This is a genomic window from Parerythrobacter lacustris (genome assembly GCF_024626475.1).
GTDB classification, from domain to species: Bacteria; Pseudomonadota; Alphaproteobacteria; order Sphingomonadales; family Sphingomonadaceae; genus Parerythrobacter_A; species Parerythrobacter_A lacustris.
The window spans coordinates 1-16,802 of sequence record NZ_JANKHH010000003.1; the positions used below are offsets into that span (position 1 = coordinate 1).

Here is a 16,802-nt window from a genome sequence, read left to right on the forward strand (position 1 = left end):
CTCGCTCAGCAAATACGGATAATCCATAGCCAACGCCTCCTTGACGCTGCCATTGAATCAACCAACCATGCCTCTTGCAAGCGATTTAATAGGTCCTGACCCTAAGTCGTCGGCAGTGAGGCTAATTGTTCTTGATTTACGGTGTCGCGGCTTGTGGCATTGCAATAAGCCTATTGACGTGTGGGTGTTGGACATCACTGACGATAGCATAAGGACCACCGGCCAATGGCTATTCGCGTATGAGGGATTTCGGCACGGATGGATCAACGACGCGAATGGCCTCATGGCTCGCGATCTATTTCAACCTTTGGCGTCGCGAGATATAGTCTTCTACGATCCTCGTAGAAACATCAAACAAAGGACAGCGCGTCTGAAAATGCGTCGCGCTAGCCGAGCTAAGTCGTTAAGTGAGATGGCGATCATGGTATGGGCTGAGCGCGGATTTGCAGATTTCTACTAATCCGATCTTTCCTACAGATAACCAAATAGGTTAGCATTCGATCCATGAAAAACCAAAAGCCGACCCACAGCCCGCTGGCGGCCTACTACGCCGCCCGCAATCCCTCCCTCCAGCAGGCAGCTCCGCAGTCCGCGCTCATGTCCGCTGCGCCGCCAGTCGAGGCCGAAGCGGTCGACCCGCCCGAACCCGTCCCCCTCTGCAAATCCCCGCACTGGACCGGGGCCAAGATGGCGGGGTTTATCGATGCGCTTGCCGGGTCGCATTCGGTGGCGGAGGCGGCGCGGAGTGTCGGGATGTCGCGCCAGTCCGCCTACAGGCTGCGCGCGAGGCTGCGGGACACCACCTTCGATCATGCCTGGGAGGCGGCCTACCAGCACGGGTTCAACCAGCTGGCGCAATCGGTGCTCGAGCGGGCGATCAACGGGGTCGAGGTGCCGCATTACTACCAGGGCGAGCTGATCGGCACCTCGCGCCGCTACAACGACAGCCTCGCGCTGGCGCTGTTGCGCAACCGGGATATGGGCGGGCGCTCGGCCTACGGGCGGCACCGGGACGAGCTCAACCAGTGGCAGTGGGAATGGGACGCGCTGCTCGGGCGGATCGACGAGGTTGGGCCGGAGGGATATCTGGGCGACACCGACCGGTGGGCGGACGATGACTGTATCGAGGACGACGGGCGCGACGAGCGTGCAGATGAAGTTCCGGCACCAAGTGTCACCCTGTAGGATTGGAAAAAGCGCCTTAATTCAGCGCTATATGAAATCCAACAGGGTGACAGGCGTCACCTTATTCCTACAAGGCGGCGCGCAATGACGGTACGCGCCCTATTGGCCTAGGTCCTTACCCTAGAACAGCCCCGGTACCTCGTGCTGCGCCGGGGTGGGGTAGCGGGGCTGGAGCAGTTCGCGTTCGGGCGCAGGCACCGCGGCGGAGCGGGCCGATGCGGTGCCTGGACCGCCGCCGCTGATCGGGGTGCAGGTGGCGGTGCCTGTCCGCAGGAAAGCGAGCGCACGCGCGATCGAGGCCTCGCCTGGCTCGCCCAATTGGACGAAGATGTCGTCATTCGCCTGGCAGGTGTTGGGGATGACCGAGGCGAGGCCGGTGTAGTAGTCGCCCTGGGCGTCGCGGTTCTCGGTGCGGAAGGTGACCACGCGCAGCCGGTCGTCGCATTCGGCCTTGTCGAAGCCGAACTGGCCGACCGGCTTACCGAAGGTGTTGGTGCCGACCAGCGCCATGTTGTTGCCGAGATAGGGCAGCATCGAATTGGTCACCAGCTCGCTCGCCGAGGCGGTACCGCCGCGCCCGATGAAGGCGATCTTGGTCGCGCTGATCGCCTGCGGCTGGGCACCGAACAGGTCGACCTCGTTCTCGCTCGCCTTGCTTGCGCGCAAAGTGGTACGGCTGAACACCTGGCCGGCCTTGTCGCGGCCCATCAGGTCGCCCATCAGCTCGGCGATGCGGACCAGCCCGCCGCCGTTGTAGCGGAAGTCGATGATCAGCTCGGTCACGCCCTGCTGACGGAAATTGTCGAAGGCGGCACGCAGATCCGGATCGGCGCTGTCGATGAAAGTGCGGAGGTTGATGTAGCCGACCTTCTTGCCGGCATCGTCGATGATCTTCGCGCCGTAGCGGTTGGACACCGGGTCGAGCGAAAAGTCGGCCTTGGCCAGGGTCACGGTCGTCTCGCTGCCGCCGACCGGGCGGAAGCGGAGCACGCGGGTCACCCCCGGGTCGGACGGCCCGAGTGCATCGATCACCGCCTGCGGCCCTCCAGCGGCCATCAGGCTGGAGACCGATTGCAGATTGCCGGTGGTGGTACCGATCGCGGTGATCTCGGTCCCGCGGTCGATGCCTTGCGGCAGCGCCGGCGCGCCTTCGAAGGCTTCGATCACGAACACCCGGTTGGCGTTGGTGTCGTACCCCAGCCGCACGCCGAAGCCCGCGCTCGAGCCGGAGTTGAAGAACGCGTTCTCTTCCGCGATCGAGGTGATGTAGGTGAAGAACCGGTCGCGCGATTGCGCCCGTGCGGGGGCAACCAGCGCGTCGATATAGGATTGCACGGTGGTGTGGTTCGACTTGCTGACGCTGTTGTCCACCAGCGTGGGGAACAGATACCACTCGTCGATCACCGCTTTTACGAAGTCCTGCCGGGCCGAGAGCGAGCAGGCCGAGCTGCTCGGGCTCGGCGTCGGCGATCCGCCGCCGCCCGAGATCGGCGGCGTGCCCGACCCGCCCCCGCCGCCGCATGCGGCGAGCGAAATGGCGAGAACGGTGGTAAGCGAAGTGCGACCTATACCCATGGAATTGAAGCTCCCCAAGAATCGACTCTCACCCGCTGACCGCACGCAAGAGAGACGATTTACCCCATCACGATGCCGCCTGAATGCATACTGAGCAAGGCGAATTACCGGTGCAAATCGGGCTGATGCCCGAAAATTGTTCGGTTTTTGCCCCTGAATCGCGCTCTAGCAGTGGAAAACCTTTCCCCGCCCGGTGTCTGCCCTTATCCCGCCCCGCCAAGGGGCGTAGGACGACACCCCACGCAAATGCCCATGATATCGGGAGTATGAATGCCTTCTTCGCTGCCAGACTGGCTTGTACGTGCTCTGCCTACCCCGGTTGCAGGGGAAGCACGGCTGACGGTCGCGCAGCTGGCGGACGAGACAATGCTCGGCCGCGGGGGCTTCGCACTCGCCAGCCCGGCATTTCGCAATGGAGGGGAACTCGATCCCAGCTTTACCGCCGACGAGGAAGACGCGGTTGCCCCTCCGCTCGAATGGACCGCTCCGCCGCCGGGCACGCAGGAACTGGTGTTGGTGGTCGAAGATGCGGATTCGAAAGGTGACGAGGCGGCGTGCCACTGGCTGGTCTGGGGCTTGTCGGGCCAGAAGGGCAAGCTGCTCGAAGGCGAAGTCCCGCCGCGGGTGGGCAAGAACGCGCATCGCAATTCGGAATGGCTGCTGCCCGAGCCGCCGCATGACGACCCGCCGCACACCTACGTGTTCCAGATTTATGCGCTCGACTTGCCGCTGACCCTGATGCCCGGTGCCGACCGGGCGGATGTGGTTGCGGCGATGCAAGGCCATGTCATGGCCGCCGCCGTCCTCACCGCGACCTACCAGCGGGAGGAAGAGGACGACTGGGACGGGGTAGAGGAATTCGAATAATCGAATATGCCAAAAGGAAAGGAATGAATTATGGCTGGTAACAACGCACTGCAGAAGCCGGTGACCCTCTCGGGCGATCTCGAGAACGTCGTGGGCAAGGGTCCGATGACCCGTGCGCAGGTCACTTCGAAGGTATGGGAATACATCAAGGCGAATGGCCTGCAGGACAGCAAGGACAAGCGCCAGATCAATCCGGACGCGAAGCTGGGTGCCGTAATCGGCAAGGACCAGATTTCGATGTTTAAGATGACTGCCGCGGTGTCGAAGCACCTCAGCTGAATCTGACTATGTTCGGTGGCGGAACGGCCAGTCGGTCGTTCCGCCCACCCACAGCGCCAGCCAGATGATCACCGGCTGCGCGATCATCCGCGGGATGTGATAGGCAAGGCCGAGCCCGCCGTCCGCTCGCGCCATATCCAGCACGAAATGGTTCATATTGGCCGGCCACACGCACAGCGCGTAGAGCGCAAGGCCGATGCCCGCTGCCCGGCGCAGCTTTGGCGAGAAAGGCTGGAGCAGACCGGCGGCGCCGGCCAGCTCGGCAATCCCGGTCCAGAACACCACCGCTTCGGGAAAGGGCACCGCTCCCGGCATGATCTGGAGGAATGGTGCGGGGTTCGCGATGTGGACGTATCCCGCAACGCCGTAGAACAGCGCGAGCAACCAGCGCAGGCCGGTGCGGATCACGCCTCACGCACCTCCACACCCTTCCAGAACGCGATCCGGTCCCTGATCTGAGCCGCTGCCTGCTTGGGTTCGGGATAGTACCACCCCGCATCGGCATTGATCGCGCCAGCGACTTCGATCGAATGGTAGCTCGCGGTGCCCTTCCACGGGCAGACCGAAGTGGTCGCACTGTCGCGCAAGACACTCGCATCGACATCTGAGCGCGGGAAATAGTGATTGCCCTCGACCACGACGGTGTCGGCCGATCGGGCAATTCGCCTGCCGTGCCAATATGCTTCGATTGCCATTACCAATCTCCCACTGGTTCGCGCTTTCCTACACAGCGTCCTGCACGCTATGGACCGAGGGTTCGCATTCCGGAGTTGATATGACAATGTTTCGTTCGGTTCTATTCGTCGCAGCGGCGCTGGTTGCAGCTCCCGCTGCGGCCCAGACACCCGAAGAAGTCGCTGCCGCCGCGCTCGACGCCGCGCCGGTGTGGGACGGGCACAACGACGTGCCGATCCAGCTGCGCGGGCGATGGAACAACGCGATTGCCGACTTCGATTTCGAGGATACGACCGATACCGGGCCGGAACATTCCGAAGGGCGGACGATGCACACCGATCTGGCCCGGCTGCGCCAGGGCAAGGTCGGGGCACAGTTCTGGTCGGTCTATGTCAGCGCGGATCTTAAAGAGCCCGAAGCGGTGCAGGCCACGATCGAACAGATCGATGTGACCCGGCGGCTGATCGACAAGTATCCCGGCGATCTGGCGCTTGCCTTGACTGCCGACGATGTCGAGCGCGCCGTCGCGAATGGTAAGATTGCCTCGCTGATCGGCATGGAAGGCGGTCACTCGATTGGCTCCAGCCTCGGTGTACTTCGCCAGATGCATGCCATCGGCGCGCGCTATATGACGCTGACCCATTCGAAGAACACGCCGTGGGCCGACAGTGCGACCGACACACCGGCGCATGACGGTCTGACCGATTTCGGCAAGGATGTCGTGCGCGAGATGAACCGGCTCGGCATGTTGGTCGATCTGAGCCATGTCAGCGAGAAGACCATGCATGATGCGCTCGACGTAGCGCAGGCCCCGGTCATCTTCAGCCATTCGGGTGCCAGGGCGATCAATGGCCATGCGCGCAACGTCCCCGATAGCGTATTGGCGCGGTTGCCCGAGAATGGCGGGATCGTGATGGTGGTGGCGCTGCCGGGTTTCCTCAGCGAACCGGCTCGGCAATGGTTCGGCAACCGGCAGGCGGAGAAAGCGCGGCTCGAAGCGCTGTGGCAGGGGCAGCCCGAAGCGGTCACATCGCAGCTGACGGCGTGGGATGCGGCCAATCCGCTACCGCAAGCGACGATATCGGATATGGTCGACCATATCGATCATGTGCGCAAACTCGCAGGGATCGAGAGCATCGGGATCGGCGGCGACTATGACGGTATGCCGAGCGGTCCGGTCGGGATGGAGGACGTGTCGGGTTATCCGGCGCTGTTCGTCGAACTGGCGCGACGTGGCTATTCGAGGGCCGAACTCGAGCAGATCAGTTACCGCAACATGATGCGCGTGCTGCGCGCGGCGGAAGCCCGTGCGATAGCCGCAGCGGCCCAGTCACCGATCGAAACTGTCGGCCCGAAATGGGGATCAGGGGAAGACTGAAGCTTACCTCGTCAGGGCAGGGATGATCCAGACCGCTGACATCGCCACGACCGCGAGCAGGAGGCTAATGCCCAATACCCAGCGCATTACGCCGGGTTTGCTGCCACCGCTGGCTTCGGTGTCGTCGACGTGAATTTCTTCACCTTCCTTATGCATTGCGGCCTCCCGTTTTGCCGTCTGAGATATCTCGTCCGTCCCGGCTCAACGGCCTTAGCACAGGCGGGTTCCCTTAAGATAGTCAGTCGCGCAGAAGCTCGTTGATCGCGGTCTTGGACCTGGTCTGCTCGTCCACCGTCTTGACGATCACCGCGCAGGCGAGGCCAGGGCCGCCATCCTTGCCGGGCAGCGTACCGGGCACGACCACCGAATAGGGCGGGATATAGCCGGTGATGATCTTGCCGCTGTCGCGATAAACGATCTTGGTCGACTGGGTGATGAAAACGCCCATGGCGACCACACAGCCTTCGCCGACGATCACCCCCTCCACGATCTCCGACCGGGCACCGATGAAGCAATTGTCGCCGATGATCGTCGGGTTCGCCTGCATCGGTTCGAGCACGCCGCCAATGCCGGTCCCGGCCGAGATATGACAATTCTCGCCGATCTGCGCGCACGAGCCGATGCTGGCCCAGGTGTCGACCATTGTGCCCTTGCCGACATATGCCCCGATGTTGACGAAGCTCGGCATCAGCACGCAGCCCGGTGCGATATAAGCACCCGCGCGGGCAATCGCGCCGGGTACGACCCTGAAGCCGGCCGCGCGAAAGCGCGCATCATCCCAGCCGGCGAACTTGCTTTCGACCTTGTCGAATGCCGGGTGCCCCGCGCTGCCACCGTCGATCACGCGATTGTCGTTCAGTCGGAACGACAGGAGCACCGCCTGCTTGAGCCACTGGTTGACGATCCAGCCGCCATTCCCGTCGGGCTCGGCAACGCGCGCCTGCCCGCTGTCGAGCAATCCAAGCGCCGCCTCGACCGACGCGCGCACATCGTCGCTGGCCGGGGTTACCTCGGCGCGGTTGTCCCACGCGGTTTCGATTGCGGCGATAAGCTCTGCGGACATGGTTCGACGCTCCGTGATTGGTTCCGGCAGGCTGCTACCCATCGCACGCCCGGGCGGCAAGAGAGCACGGCCCGATTTGTTTGGCGTCGGCGCCCGTCGCTACTCGGGCATCCCGGCGGAAATCGCGAACTCATAGGCGCGCTCGATCAGCGGGGTGACGCGCTCGCTCATCGACCTTGCATGCGCGGAGGATGCGGTGCCGTCGATCACTCGCTTCTTGATACCCTGCATGATGCCCGCCAGCCGGAACAGGTTGTAGGCGAAGTACCAGTCCATCGGCGGGACCGGATAGCCGGTTCGCGCGACATATCGCTCGACCGCCTCGTCCATCGTCGGAATTCCCAATTCGGCGAGGTCGAGCCCGTCGAGTCCGGCACGACCGTCAGCAAGGTTCTTCCAGTTGAGCATCAGATAGCTGAAATCGGCAATCGGATCGCCCAGCGTCGACAGCTCCCAGTCGAGCACCGCGATCACGCGGTTCTCGGTTTTGTGAAAGATCATGTTGTCGAGCCGGTAGTCCCCATGGACGACCGAGCTTTCGTGCTGCGGCGGGATCGTCTCGGGCAACCATTCGATCAGCCGCTCCATCTTCGGCTGGTGTTCGGTCTCGGACAGCTTGTACTGCTTGGTCCAGCGGCTGATCTGGCGCGCGCAATACTCGTCGGGCTTGCCGAAATCGCCGAGGCCGATCTCGGCCGGTTTCTTGGTGTGGAGATCGGCCATGGTGTCGATCATCGCATGGTAGATTTCGCGCCGGTCTTCTGGCGAGCATTGCGGCAGCGAACCGTTCCACAGGCTCCGCCCGTCGGCCATGCTCATGACGAAAAACTTGGAGCCGATGACGTCCGGATCCTCGCACAGGCCATAGGTGCGCGGCACCGGGAACCCTGTGGGATAAAGCCCGGTCATCGCCTTGTATTCGCGGTCGACCGCATGGGCACTCGGCAGCAGCTTGCCGAACGGCTGGCGGCGAAGGACGTAGGACGCGCCGGGCGTGTCGATCCGATAGGTCGGGTTCGACTGGCCGCCCTTGAACTTGGAGTAGGAGATCGGCCCCGCATAGCCCTCGACATGGGCCTCGAACCAGGCCGTCAGCCGGTCGAGGTCGAGACGGTCGTTCTCGGGCACTTCGATCGTGCCGACCATTTCGGTATCGAAATCGATAGGCTGTTCGCTTGCCATCAGTCGAACACCACCACGCTGCGTGCCGCGTTGCCGCTCCGCATCTTTTCGAAGCCCTTGTTGATGTCCTCCAGCGGGATGCGTTCGGCGATGATCGTGTCGAGATCGAGCAGGCCGCGCATGTAGAAATCGACCAGCCGCGGCAGGTCCACCGGGAAGTGGTTCTCGCCCATGATCGCGCCCTGCAGCTTCTTGCCCGAAAGCAGATCCATCGCGCTGAGGCCGACCTTGCAGTCGAGCGGCATCATGCCGAGGATGATCGCGGTCCCGCCGCGACGCAGGCTTGCCACCGCAAGATCGGCCGAGGCCTGCCGGCCGACCGCTTCGATCCCGTAATGCACGCCGCCGCCCGAAATTGCGATGATCTGCTTCGCTGCATCGGGAGCGAGCGCATCGACCGTATGCGTTGCCCCGAGCACCTTGGCGAGCTCGCGCTTCTCGGCGATCGGATCGGCGGCAATGACCTTGCCGGCCCCCGCGATCCGCGCTGCATTGATCGCGGCGAGGCCGACCCCGCCGCAGCCGACCACCAGCACCGTCTCGCCGGGAGTCACCTTGGCCGCGTTGAAGATCGTGCCGGCACCGGTCGTTACCGCGCAGCCGATCACCGCCGCGCGGTCGAGCGGCATGTCCTTGTCGATCGCCACGCAGGCGTGCTCGTGGATCAGCATCTGCTCGCTGAAGGCCGAAAGGTTGAGCATCTGGTTGACCGGCGAACCGTCCGCCCGGCGTATGCGGGGGCCGGCATCGGGCGTGCGGCGGGTATCCGCGCCGAGACACAGTGCCATGCGCCCGGTCACGCAGAACTCACAGTGCCCGCAGAACGCGCTGAGGCAGGAGACGACATGGTCGCCCGGCTTCACCGTTTTGACTTCGCTCCCCACCGCGCGCACCACGCCCGCCGCCTCGTGCCCCGGGATCGCCGGGAGCGGATGCGGATAGGCGCCGTCGATGAAGTGCAGGTCCGAATGGCACAGGCCGCAGGCCTTGGTATCGATCAGAACCTCGTGCGGGGCGGGATCGGCGATCTCGATCTCACCGATGACGAGGCCGTTGCCGGGTTGTTCGAGGATTGCGGCTTTCGCCATCAGTACATCTCCAAATCGTGCTTCGAGGCGACGCTCTGACCTCGTCTTCGCATCTCCTCAGGATGAGCGGGGAGGTTGGAACAGCCGCTCATCCTGAGGAGCAAGGACGAAAGTCAGAGCGTCTCGAAGGGCATCAACGCGTCACCGCCATGTCGCCCGAGCTGAAATCGCCGGTCATCGGGGTCGGACCCTTGCCGTCGCGCAGGGCGTTGGCGGTCGGGCCGGGGTTGGGTGCGTGCTTGGCGAATTCCATGCGGGCGATCGAGCGGGCATGGACTTCGTCCGGACCGTCGGCCAGCCGCAAAGTCCGCTGGTGGGCATAGGCGCTCGCGAGGCCGTAGTCGTCCGACACCCCGCCACCGCCGTGGGCCTGGATCGCATCGTCGATGATCTTGAGCGCCATGTTCGGTGCCTGCACCTTGATCATGGCGATCTCCTGCTTGGCGACCTTGTTGCCGACCTTGTCCATCATGTCCGCCGCCTTGAGGCACAGCAGGCGGGTCATGTCGATGTCGATCCGCGCGCGCGCGACGCGTTCTTCCCACACCGAATGCTTGTAGATCGGCTTGCCGAAGGCTTCGCGTTCCTGCAGGCGGCGGCACATCTTGGCGAGCGCTTCTTCCGCCACGCCGATGGTGCGCATGCAGTGGTGGATGCGGCCCGGCCCGAGCCGGCCCTGCGCGATTTCGAACCCGCGCCCCTCGCCGAGCAGCAGGTTGGTCACCGGAACGCGCACATCCTTGAGCTCGACCTCCATATGGCCGTGCGGTGCGTCGTCGTAACCGAACACCGGCAGGTGGCGCAGGATGTTCACACCTGGCGCGTCCATCGGAACGATCACCTGCGACTGCTGTGAATGGCGCTGGCTTTCGGGATTGGTCTTGCCCATCACGATCGCGACCTTGCAACGCGGATCGCCGAGGCCGGACGACCACCACTTGCGGCCGTTGATCACATAGTCGTCTCCGTCGCGCTCGATCCGGGTCTCGATATTGGTCGCATCGGAGGAGGCGGTGTAGGGCTCGGTCATCAGGAAGGCCGAGCGGATTTCGCCATTCATCAGCGGGGCCAACCATGTGTCCTTCTGCTCGCGCGTGCCGTAGCGGTGAAACACTTCCATGTTGCCGGTGTCGGGTGCGGAGCAGTTGAACACTTCGCTCGACCAGCCAAGGCGGCCCATTTCCTCGGCGCACAGCGCGTACTCGAGATTGGTCAGGCCGGGGCCTTCGAACTCGAAGCTGTCGTCGACGTGGCTCAGTTGCCCCTGTGGGGGCATGAAGAGGTTCCAGATCCCCTGCGCCTTGGCCTTTTCCTTCATGTCCTCGATGATCGGGATGACTTTCCACCGGTCGCCCTCGGCATCCTGCTCTTTGTAGACATGGTTGTTGGGGCGAATGTTCTTCTCGATGAAGTCGCGCACGCGGTCGCGCCAGTGCATCTGGCGGTCGGTTAGGTCGAAATTCATGGGTTCTATCCTCTCTTCGTGCGAATCCGTTGCGGTGTGAAACTGGCAGAGCGGGCAAGCCGCGCCAAGCGGGTTTTGTTTCGGAAGGTGGTCATGGCAGGATATGGGTACCGTCGAGGTCGCCCTTAGCCTCGGCATCGAGCTTGGCGAGCCGCGCCTCGTGGTCGGCGCGCTCGATCGGGAAGCGGCGCATGACCAGCAGGCCCGCCAAGCCGACGACCAGAAGCGTGAGAGCATAGCCGAGTGCCAGATTGCCGAGGATCGCGCTGCCGACTTCGCCTGGTTTGGCATCTTGCGGGAACAGGGCGAAGGACAGGACTTGTCCGGCAATGAAGATACCGATGCCGGTGGCGCATTTCTGCATGAAGAAATAGCCGGCGAAGAACAGGCCCTCCGACCGCCGCCCGGTTTCCGCCTGCGATGCCTCGACCACGTCCGCCATCATCGAACTCGACAGGATGCTAAGCGTGATTGCGCCGCTATTACCGAGGAAGATCAGTGCGAAGATCACAGGAACGCTGGGCTTTCCGTCCGCCAGTGGAATCAGGGAGAAGTAGTACGCCAGGAAGAGGATTGTGTTGAAAGCGAGCGCCGCCGCACCCGACACAATCGCGGCCCTGCGTTTTCCCAGCTTTCGGGCGAGCGGCGCGACGATGACGAAGGCGGCGATCATCGTAAGGAACAGCAGCAGCGCGTAGGCCGTCTTCTCGCCTTGTCCGAACAGCCAGACGAAACCCAACATGTAGTTGGTCAAAGCAAAAGCGATGCCCTGGTTCACAAAGCCGAACAGCGCGGCGAATACCAGCCACAGGAAGGCCCGGTTCGACAACGTTTGGCGCATGTCACGCAGAACTTGCCCGAACCCGCCTGCGCTTTCGGGCATTGGCGGCGATGGCTTGGCAATCCGTTTGTGCTGACCTGCCGCCGAAAGCAGCACCGCACCCGCCATCGCAATCGCACCTGCAAGGGCATAGGCGTAGTAGCCAGCCGGATCGGTCTCGCCCGCTTCGCGAAAGAACACCGCATATGCGACGATCAGAAGCACGAGCCCGCCCGCCCAGCCGAACAGGAAGCGGTAGCGCATCAGCACCGTGCGCTCGTCGTAATCGGCGGTCAGTTCCGGGACCAGTGCGACCGACGGCACCTCACACATCGAGACCAGCGAGCGCACGACGATCGCCCAGCCGACCAGCCAGCCGAGCATCAGGGCATCGCTCCCCTGCGGTGGATGCCATAGCGCGAGCCAAGCAAAGGCGAGCGGGATTGGGGCGCCATAGAGCCACGGCAGGCGGCGACCCCAGCGGGTGTTTGTCCGGTCGGTCAGCTCGCCGATGAACGGATCGACGAAGGCATCGGCGATCAGCGCGAACATGATCGCCGCGCCGACCAGCGCAGCATCGATCCCCATCACCTGATTGTAGAAAATCAGCAGGAAGGTGGCGAAGCCGTTTTCCTTCACCCCATAGGCGATGCTACCAAAACCGTGCACGACCTTGAGGCTTACGGGCAGCTTCTCTTGCCCAGGGACAGGTTGCGCCGTTGCCACCGCTATTGCGCTGCCTTTGCTGCTTCTTCGATCGCTTCGAGCGCCGAATAGATCCCCGGCTCTTCCGGATCCCAGCTGTAGCGCGGACCCAGCGTCAGCCCGCCGTCGACCAAAAGCGACGTGCCGTTGAGGAAGCTGCCCGCCTCGCTCGCCAGATAGGCGCAGGCCTCGGCGATATCGAGCGGCTGCCCGCCGCGCTTCACCGGCTGGGCGTTGGACGACATCTGCGCGATCGCCCCCTTCGCCATCATTTTGTGTTCGTCCGGAATTTCGAGCGAGGCGGTGAAGATATTGGTGTTGATGAAGCCGGGCTGGATCGCGTTCACGCGGATGCCGAACTGGGCGAGATCGGCCGCAGCCATCTTGGTCAGATGCAGCACCCCCGCCTTGGCGACGGCATAGGCGGTCGGCGAATATCCCGGCCCGATCGCGGCGACGCTCGAGACATTGACGATCGAGGCACCGGGCCGGTCCTTCATATGCGGCGCGGCATAGCGGATGCCCATCGCGACCGAGCGGAGCAGGAGGTCCATCGTCCGGTCCCATTCGTCGGGCTCGATCTCGTGGACCGGCGAGCGCGCGCCGCCTGCGCCGGCATTGTTGAACAGCACGTCGATCCCGCCGGTCTCGCTCGCGGCGCGGTCCATCAGCGCGCGGATGTCGTCGCAGGATGTCACGTCGCAGTGCTGGAACCGGATCGACCCGTCGGACTGGTCGGCCAGCGCCTGCCCGCCCGCTTCGTCGATATCGGATGCGTAGACCGTCGCACCTTCACGCGCGAACAGCTTGCTCGCCGCCTCCCCGATGCCCGATGCGGCTCCGGTGATCACCAATGTCTTGCCAGAGAATCGCATGCCTGGCCTCTCCCATTATTGTCCCGCCAGCTTAGGGGGCGTACGGGCTTCGTCAACGCGGTTGAATTGACGCTACGGCAGGGCGGGGCGCGTCGAAGCGGCTTGCAGTGCGGGGGCGAATCACCTTAACGTAAGCGTCAAGCGGCACACGATATGCCGCAGCGACAATCAATCGGAGGAGAGCCCCCAATGTCCGACCTCGAAGCCTTTCGTCAGGAGACCCGATCCTGGCTCGAAGCCAACTGTCCGCCCGAAATGCGCCAGCCGGTGCGGGACGAGGAGGACGTCTATTGGGGCGGCCGCAAAGCCAGCTTCAAGAGCGACGCGCAGAAGGCTTGGTTCGAAGCGTGTGTCGCCAAGGGCTACACCGTCCCGGCATGGCCGAAGGAATATGGCGGCGCGGGCCTGAGCGCTCCGCAGGCCAAGGTGCTGCGTGAGGAAATGAGCCGGATCAATGCGCGTCCGCCGCTGTCCAGCTTCGGCATCTGGATGCTCGGCCCGGCGCTACTGCACTTCGGCACCGAAGGCCAGAAGCAGCGCTTCCTCAACGAGATCGCACGCGGGGAAATCCGCTGGTGCCAGGGCTATTCGGAGCCGGGTTCGGGTTCGGACCTCGTCAGCTTGCAGACCTTCGGCGAGGACAAGGGCGATCATTGGGTGGTCAACGGCCAGAAGATCTGGACCTCCTACGCCGATCACGCCGACTGGATTTTCTGCCTTGTCCGTACCGACAAGGAGAACAAGTATCAGGGCATCACCTTCATGCTCTACGACATGGCGAGCGAAGGCGTGTCGACCAAGCCGATCCTGCTGATCAGCGGCAATTCGCCCTTCTGCGAAACCTTCTTCGACGATGTGAATGTGCCCAAGTCCTATGGCGAGGATTGCCCGGCCTATGTTGGCCAGGTCAACCGCGGGTGGGATGTTGCCAAATACCTGCTTGGCCACGAGCGCGAGATGATCTCGGGTGCGGGCGGCGGGGACCGGACCGCGGCGATCGGCGCGGCCATGCTGCGCACCACCGGCGAGCTCGACCCGATCCTGCGCGCCGAACTGGCGATGTTCGACGTCGACGCGCTGGCCTACACCGCGATGGGCGAGAAGTTCCTCGACGAGATCAAGGTCGGCAAGGCGCATCCCGCCCAGCCCAACATGATGAAATACGCCGGGACCGAGCTCAACAAGCGCCGCCACGAACTGATGATGAGCGCCGGCGGCAGCCGCGCGCTCGAGTGGGAGAGCGAGGAAACCGGCGGCGGCAAGCCATCGCGCAACTGGCTGCGGACCAAGGCCAATTCGATCGAGGGCGGCACGAGCGAGGTCATGCTCAACGTCATTTCCAAACGCATCCTCGACCTGCCGGGAGCCTGATCCATGCCACTCTACCACGATGAAGACCAGGCGATGCTCGCCGACACCGCCAGCCAGTTCATGGCCGGGGAAGGCAGCATCCAGAAACAGCTGCGCCACTGGCGCGACCGCAATTGCAAGGACGGCTTCGGCCACGGCCTGTGGGAACAGATGGCCGAACTCGGCTTCACCGGCATCCTGCTCGACGAAGCCGACGGCGGGCTCGGCATGGGTCATGTCGAGGCGGGCATCGTGCTTGAGGAGATCGGGCGCAACCTGACCCCCTCGCCGTTCCTCACCACCTCGGTGCTCGCCGCGACCGCGCTCAAGGCGGGCAGCGACGATCTGCGCCAGCGGTACCTGCCGGGCATCGCCTCGGGCAAGGCGGTCTATGCCGTCGCCATCGACGAGGGCGCGAAGCATAATCCCGCCCGGATCAAGACCCGCGCCGAGAAATCGGGCAACGGCTTCCGGCTCTCGGGCCAGAAGGACTTCGTGATCCACGGTTCGAGCGCGGACATGCTGGTCGTCGCTGCCCGCACCTCCGGCGCCGATGACGATGCCGACGGGATCACCCTGTTCGCGGTGCCAAGGGACGCGGCGGGCATGAGCCACGATGCCGTCCGTCTGGTCGACAGTTCGATGGCGACCCACACCCGGTTCGACAATGTCGAGCTCGACGGCGATGCGGTGATCGGCGAGGTCGACGGCGGGCGTGAGGTCCTAAATCGGGTGCTCAACGCCGGCCGCATCGGCGCTGCGGCGGAGGGCGTGGGCGTGGCACGCGGGGCGATGGACATGACCGTCACCTACCTCAAGCAGCGCAAGCAGTTCGGCCAGCTGATCGGCGAATTCCAGGCGCTCCAGCACCGCGCCGCGCATCTCTATTCCGAGGTCGAGATCGCCCGCGCGGTGGTGATCAAGGCGCAGCAGCTGCTCGATGCCAATAACGGGGCAGGCAGCGAAAAGGCCGAACTGATGGTCTCGGTCGCCAAGGCCAAGGTCGGCAGGACCGCCGGGCTCGCGGTGCGCGAAGGGGTGCAGATGCACGGCGGCATCGGGATGACCGACGAATACGATATCGGCCTCTACATGAAGCGCGACCGCGCGTTGCAGGAATTCCTTGGCGATGCCAACTACCACGCCAACCGCGTGGCGGAGCTGAGCGGGTATTGAGGGGAACAACCATGATGAAACTCAACCAACTGTTCGGCCTCGAAGGCAGGATCGCGCTGGTTACCGGCGGCAGCCGCGGGATCGGGCGGATGATCGTCGAAGGCCTGCTCGAAGCGGGCTGCGCGAAGGTCTATATCAGCGCGCGCAAGGTGCACGAGATCGAGGAAACCTGCGCCGCGCTGGGCGAGCGGGTCATCGGCATCCCCGCCGACCTCAGCCAGATCGAGGGCATCCAGTGCCTCGCCGACGAACTCGCCGCCCGCGAGAACAAGCTCGACCTGCTGATCAACAACGCCGGCGCGGCGTGGGGCGAACCGTTCGAGGACTTCACCGAGGCCGGGTGGGACCGGACGATGGACCTCAACGTCAAGACCCCCTTCTTCCTCACCCAGAAGCTGTTCCCGCTGCTCAAGGCGGCGGGCACGGCGGAGCGCCCGGCCAAGGTGCTGATGATCGCCAGCATCGACGGGATGAAGTCGAACCCCTGGCCGACCTACCCCTACCAGGCGTCGAAGGCGGGGCTGATCCACCTGACCCGCCGCATGGCCGCCGAGCTGATCGGCCACAACATCGTGGTCAACGGCATCGGCCCGGGCGCCTTCCCCAGCGCGATGAACCGCGCCGCGCGCGACAACGAGGACATGGTCAGGAAGGGCATCCCCTCGCGCCGCGTCGGGGTGACCGAAGACATGGCGGCGGGCGCGATATACCTCTTGAGCCGCGCGGGCGACTACGTGGTCGGCACGACGATCCCGATCGACGGCGGCGTGGTCAACGCCAACATCGGCGCGGGCAACTTCGTCGACCCCTCGGGCCACTGAGGCGAAGCGGGCGCCCGGCAGGGCGCGAAAGGCGACACCAAGGCGACACCAAAACCCTACAGCGCCGCCCGACCACTTTAACGTCACTCCGGACCTGATCCGGGGTCCCGCTTGCTTGCGCAAGGTGACTCGTGTCACCCTGTAGGACTTTGCAAGCCCTTGTTCTGCAAGGCTAAAGCAAAACACGACAGGGTGACACATTGCGCGGCGAGCCATCGGCAAATTCTCTATCTTTGCACAGTGGCGCGGTGGCGAAGAAAAATGCGCCGGCCCGAGAACGCGAAAGCCCCGCTCGACG

At 64.0% G+C, this 16,802-nt stretch carries 17 protein-coding genes; 7 read left to right on the forward strand and 10 right to left on the reverse strand.

Annotation, left to right across the window (positions count from 1 at the left end; all coding sequences use genetic code 11):
- Window positions 1-504 precede the first annotated feature (504 nt).
- Entirely contained in the window at window positions 505-1,185 is a 681-nt protein-coding gene (locus NSO95_RS03380; RefSeq protein WP_257594746.1) for a hypothetical protein, read from the forward strand.
- A gap of 120 nt (window positions 1,186-1,305) precedes the next feature.
- On the opposite strand, the gene NSO95_RS03385 is transcribed toward NSO95_RS03380, so the two are convergent.
- Complete coding sequence (locus NSO95_RS03385) at window positions 1,306-2,760, reverse strand: S41 family peptidase (RefSeq protein WP_257594747.1); 1,455 nt, start codon at window positions 2,758-2,760, stop codon at window positions 1,306-1,308.
- Between the two features lie 270 nt (window positions 2,761-3,030).
- Here NSO95_RS03385 and NSO95_RS03390 point away from each other — a divergent pair, with 270 nt between their 5' ends.
- Entirely contained in the window at window positions 3,031-3,627 is a 597-nt protein-coding gene (locus NSO95_RS03390) for a YbhB/YbcL family Raf kinase inhibitor-like protein (protein WP_257594748.1), read from the forward strand.
- 30 nt (window positions 3,628-3,657) lie between these two features.
- A complete protein-coding gene (locus NSO95_RS03395; protein ID WP_257594749.1) occupies window positions 3,658-3,906 on the forward strand; it encodes an SWIB/MDM2 domain-containing protein in 249 nt (82 codons plus the stop codon).
- 6 nt (window positions 3,907-3,912) lie between these two features.
- On the opposite strand, the gene NSO95_RS03400 is transcribed toward NSO95_RS03395, so the two are convergent.
- Window positions 3,913-4,314, reverse strand: a complete 402-nt coding sequence (locus NSO95_RS03400) for a DoxX family protein (RefSeq protein WP_257594750.1) — start codon at window positions 4,312-4,314, stop codon at window positions 3,913-3,915.
- Window positions 4,311-4,601 carry a DUF427 domain-containing protein gene (locus NSO95_RS03405; RefSeq protein WP_257594751.1) on the reverse strand — a complete coding sequence of 97 codons (291 nt, stop codon included), beginning with the start codon at window positions 4,599-4,601 and terminating at the stop codon, window positions 4,311-4,313. The genes NSO95_RS03400 and NSO95_RS03405 overlap by 4 nt, the downstream gene beginning before the upstream one ends.
- Window positions 4,602-4,681: 80 nt before the next feature.
- Between NSO95_RS03405 and NSO95_RS03410 the strand changes: the two genes are divergently transcribed.
- Window positions 4,682-5,959, forward strand: coding sequence for a dipeptidase (locus tag NSO95_RS03410; protein ID WP_257594752.1), 1,278 nt, complete (start codon window positions 4,682-4,684; stop codon window positions 5,957-5,959).
- A 3-nt stretch (window positions 5,960-5,962) separates the two neighbouring features.
- Here the strand turns inward: NSO95_RS03410 and NSO95_RS03415 are convergent, their stop codons facing one another.
- The 7 genes from NSO95_RS03415 to NSO95_RS03445 all read right to left on the reverse strand — a co-directional run bounded on the left by NSO95_RS03415 (window position 5,963) and on the right by NSO95_RS03445 (window position 13,157).
- Entirely contained in the window at window positions 5,963-6,115 is a 153-nt protein-coding gene (locus NSO95_RS03415) for a hypothetical protein (RefSeq protein ID WP_257594753.1), read from the reverse strand.
- Window positions 6,116-6,197: 82 nt separating this feature from the next.
- The gene (gene dapD / locus NSO95_RS03420; RefSeq protein WP_257594754.1) at window positions 6,198-7,022 is read right to left on the reverse strand and encodes a 2,3,4,5-tetrahydropyridine-2,6-dicarboxylate N-succinyltransferase; all 825 of its coding nucleotides are present in this window, start codon (window positions 7,020-7,022) and stop codon (window positions 6,198-6,200) included.
- 99 nt (window positions 7,023-7,121) lie between these two features.
- Window positions 7,122-8,204, reverse strand: coding sequence for a phosphotransferase family protein (locus NSO95_RS03425; RefSeq protein WP_257594755.1), 1,083 nt, complete (start codon window positions 8,202-8,204; stop codon window positions 7,122-7,124).
- Window positions 8,204-9,292: a Zn-dependent alcohol dehydrogenase gene (locus tag NSO95_RS03430; protein ID WP_257594756.1), complete on the reverse strand. Its 1,089-nt coding sequence runs from the start codon at window positions 9,290-9,292 to the stop codon at window positions 8,204-8,206. Before NSO95_RS03430 ends, NSO95_RS03425 begins: the two co-directional genes overlap by 1 nt.
- A 133-nt stretch (window positions 9,293-9,425) precedes the next feature.
- On the reverse strand, window positions 9,426-10,757 hold the full coding sequence (locus NSO95_RS03435; RefSeq protein ID WP_257594757.1) for an acyl-CoA dehydrogenase family protein: 1,332 nt from the start codon (window positions 10,755-10,757) through the stop codon (window positions 9,426-9,428).
- Between the two features lie 91 nt (window positions 10,758-10,848).
- On the reverse strand, window positions 10,849-12,246 hold the full coding sequence (locus NSO95_RS03440; RefSeq protein WP_257594758.1) for an MFS transporter: 1,398 nt from the start codon (window positions 12,244-12,246) through the stop codon (window positions 10,849-10,851).
- A gap of 59 nt (window positions 12,247-12,305) precedes the next feature.
- A complete protein-coding gene (locus NSO95_RS03445; RefSeq protein WP_257594759.1) occupies window positions 12,306-13,157 on the reverse strand; it encodes an SDR family NAD(P)-dependent oxidoreductase in 852 nt (283 codons plus the stop codon).
- A gap of 189 nt (window positions 13,158-13,346) precedes the next feature.
- On the opposite strand from NSO95_RS03445, the gene NSO95_RS03450 reads away from it, so the two are divergent.
- From NSO95_RS03450 to NSO95_RS03460, 3 genes are read left to right on the forward strand one after another with little or no spacing between them, the layout of a single operon-like run.
- The gene (locus NSO95_RS03450) at window positions 13,347-14,528 is read left to right on the forward strand and encodes an acyl-CoA dehydrogenase family protein (RefSeq protein ID WP_257594760.1); all 1,182 of its coding nucleotides are present in this window, start codon (window positions 13,347-13,349) and stop codon (window positions 14,526-14,528) included.
- Window positions 14,529-14,531: 3 nt separating this feature from the next.
- Window positions 14,532-15,683 (forward strand): acyl-CoA dehydrogenase family protein, encoded by a 1,152-nt coding sequence (locus NSO95_RS03455; protein ID WP_257594761.1) that lies wholly within the window; start codon window positions 14,532-14,534, stop codon window positions 15,681-15,683.
- A 14-nt stretch (window positions 15,684-15,697) separates the two neighbouring features.
- Window positions 15,698-16,504 (forward strand): SDR family NAD(P)-dependent oxidoreductase, encoded by an 807-nt coding sequence (locus tag NSO95_RS03460; protein WP_257595354.1) that lies wholly within the window; start codon window positions 15,698-15,700, stop codon window positions 16,502-16,504.
- The last annotated feature ends 298 nt before the right edge of the window (window positions 16,505-16,802 follow it).

Coding starts and splice junctions, on each gene's coding strand:
- NSO95_RS03380 (WP_257594746.1), top strand. CDS start 505: ATGAAAAACCAAAAGCCGACCCACAGCCCGCTGGCGGCCTACTACGCC.
- NSO95_RS03385 (WP_257594747.1), bottom strand. CDS start 2,760: ATGGGTATAGGTCGCACTTCGCTTACCACCGTTCTCGCCATTTCGCTC.
- NSO95_RS03390 (WP_257594748.1), top strand. CDS start 3,031: ATGCCTTCTTCGCTGCCAGACTGGCTTGTACGTGCTCTGCCTACCCCG.
- NSO95_RS03395 (WP_257594749.1), top strand. CDS start 3,658: ATGGCTGGTAACAACGCACTGCAGAAGCCGGTGACCCTCTCGGGCGAT.
- NSO95_RS03405 (WP_257594751.1), bottom strand. CDS start 4,601: ATGGCAATCGAAGCATATTGGCACGGCAGGCGAATTGCCCGATCGGCC.
- NSO95_RS03410 (WP_257594752.1), top strand. CDS start 4,682: ATGACAATGTTTCGTTCGGTTCTATTCGTCGCAGCGGCGCTGGTTGCA.
- NSO95_RS03415 (WP_257594753.1), bottom strand. CDS start 6,115: ATGCATAAGGAAGGTGAAGAAATTCACGTCGACGACACCGAAGCCAGC.
- dapD (WP_257594754.1), bottom strand. CDS start 7,022: ATGTCCGCAGAGCTTATCGCCGCAATCGAAACCGCGTGGGACAACCGC.
- NSO95_RS03425 (WP_257594755.1), bottom strand. CDS start 8,204: ATGGCAAGCGAACAGCCTATCGATTTCGATACCGAAATGGTCGGCACG.
- NSO95_RS03430 (WP_257594756.1), bottom strand. CDS start 9,292: ATGGCGAAAGCCGCAATCCTCGAACAACCCGGCAACGGCCTCGTCATC.
- NSO95_RS03435 (WP_257594757.1), bottom strand. CDS start 10,757: ATGAATTTCGACCTAACCGACCGCCAGATGCACTGGCGCGACCGCGTG.
- NSO95_RS03445 (WP_257594759.1), bottom strand. CDS start 13,157: ATGCGATTCTCTGGCAAGACATTGGTGATCACCGGAGCCGCATCGGGC.
- NSO95_RS03450 (WP_257594760.1), top strand. CDS start 13,347: ATGTCCGACCTCGAAGCCTTTCGTCAGGAGACCCGATCCTGGCTCGAA.
- NSO95_RS03455 (WP_257594761.1), top strand. CDS start 14,532: ATGCCACTCTACCACGATGAAGACCAGGCGATGCTCGCCGACACCGCC.
- NSO95_RS03460 (WP_257595354.1), top strand. CDS start 15,698: ATGAAACTCAACCAACTGTTCGGCCTCGAAGGCAGGATCGCGCTGGTT.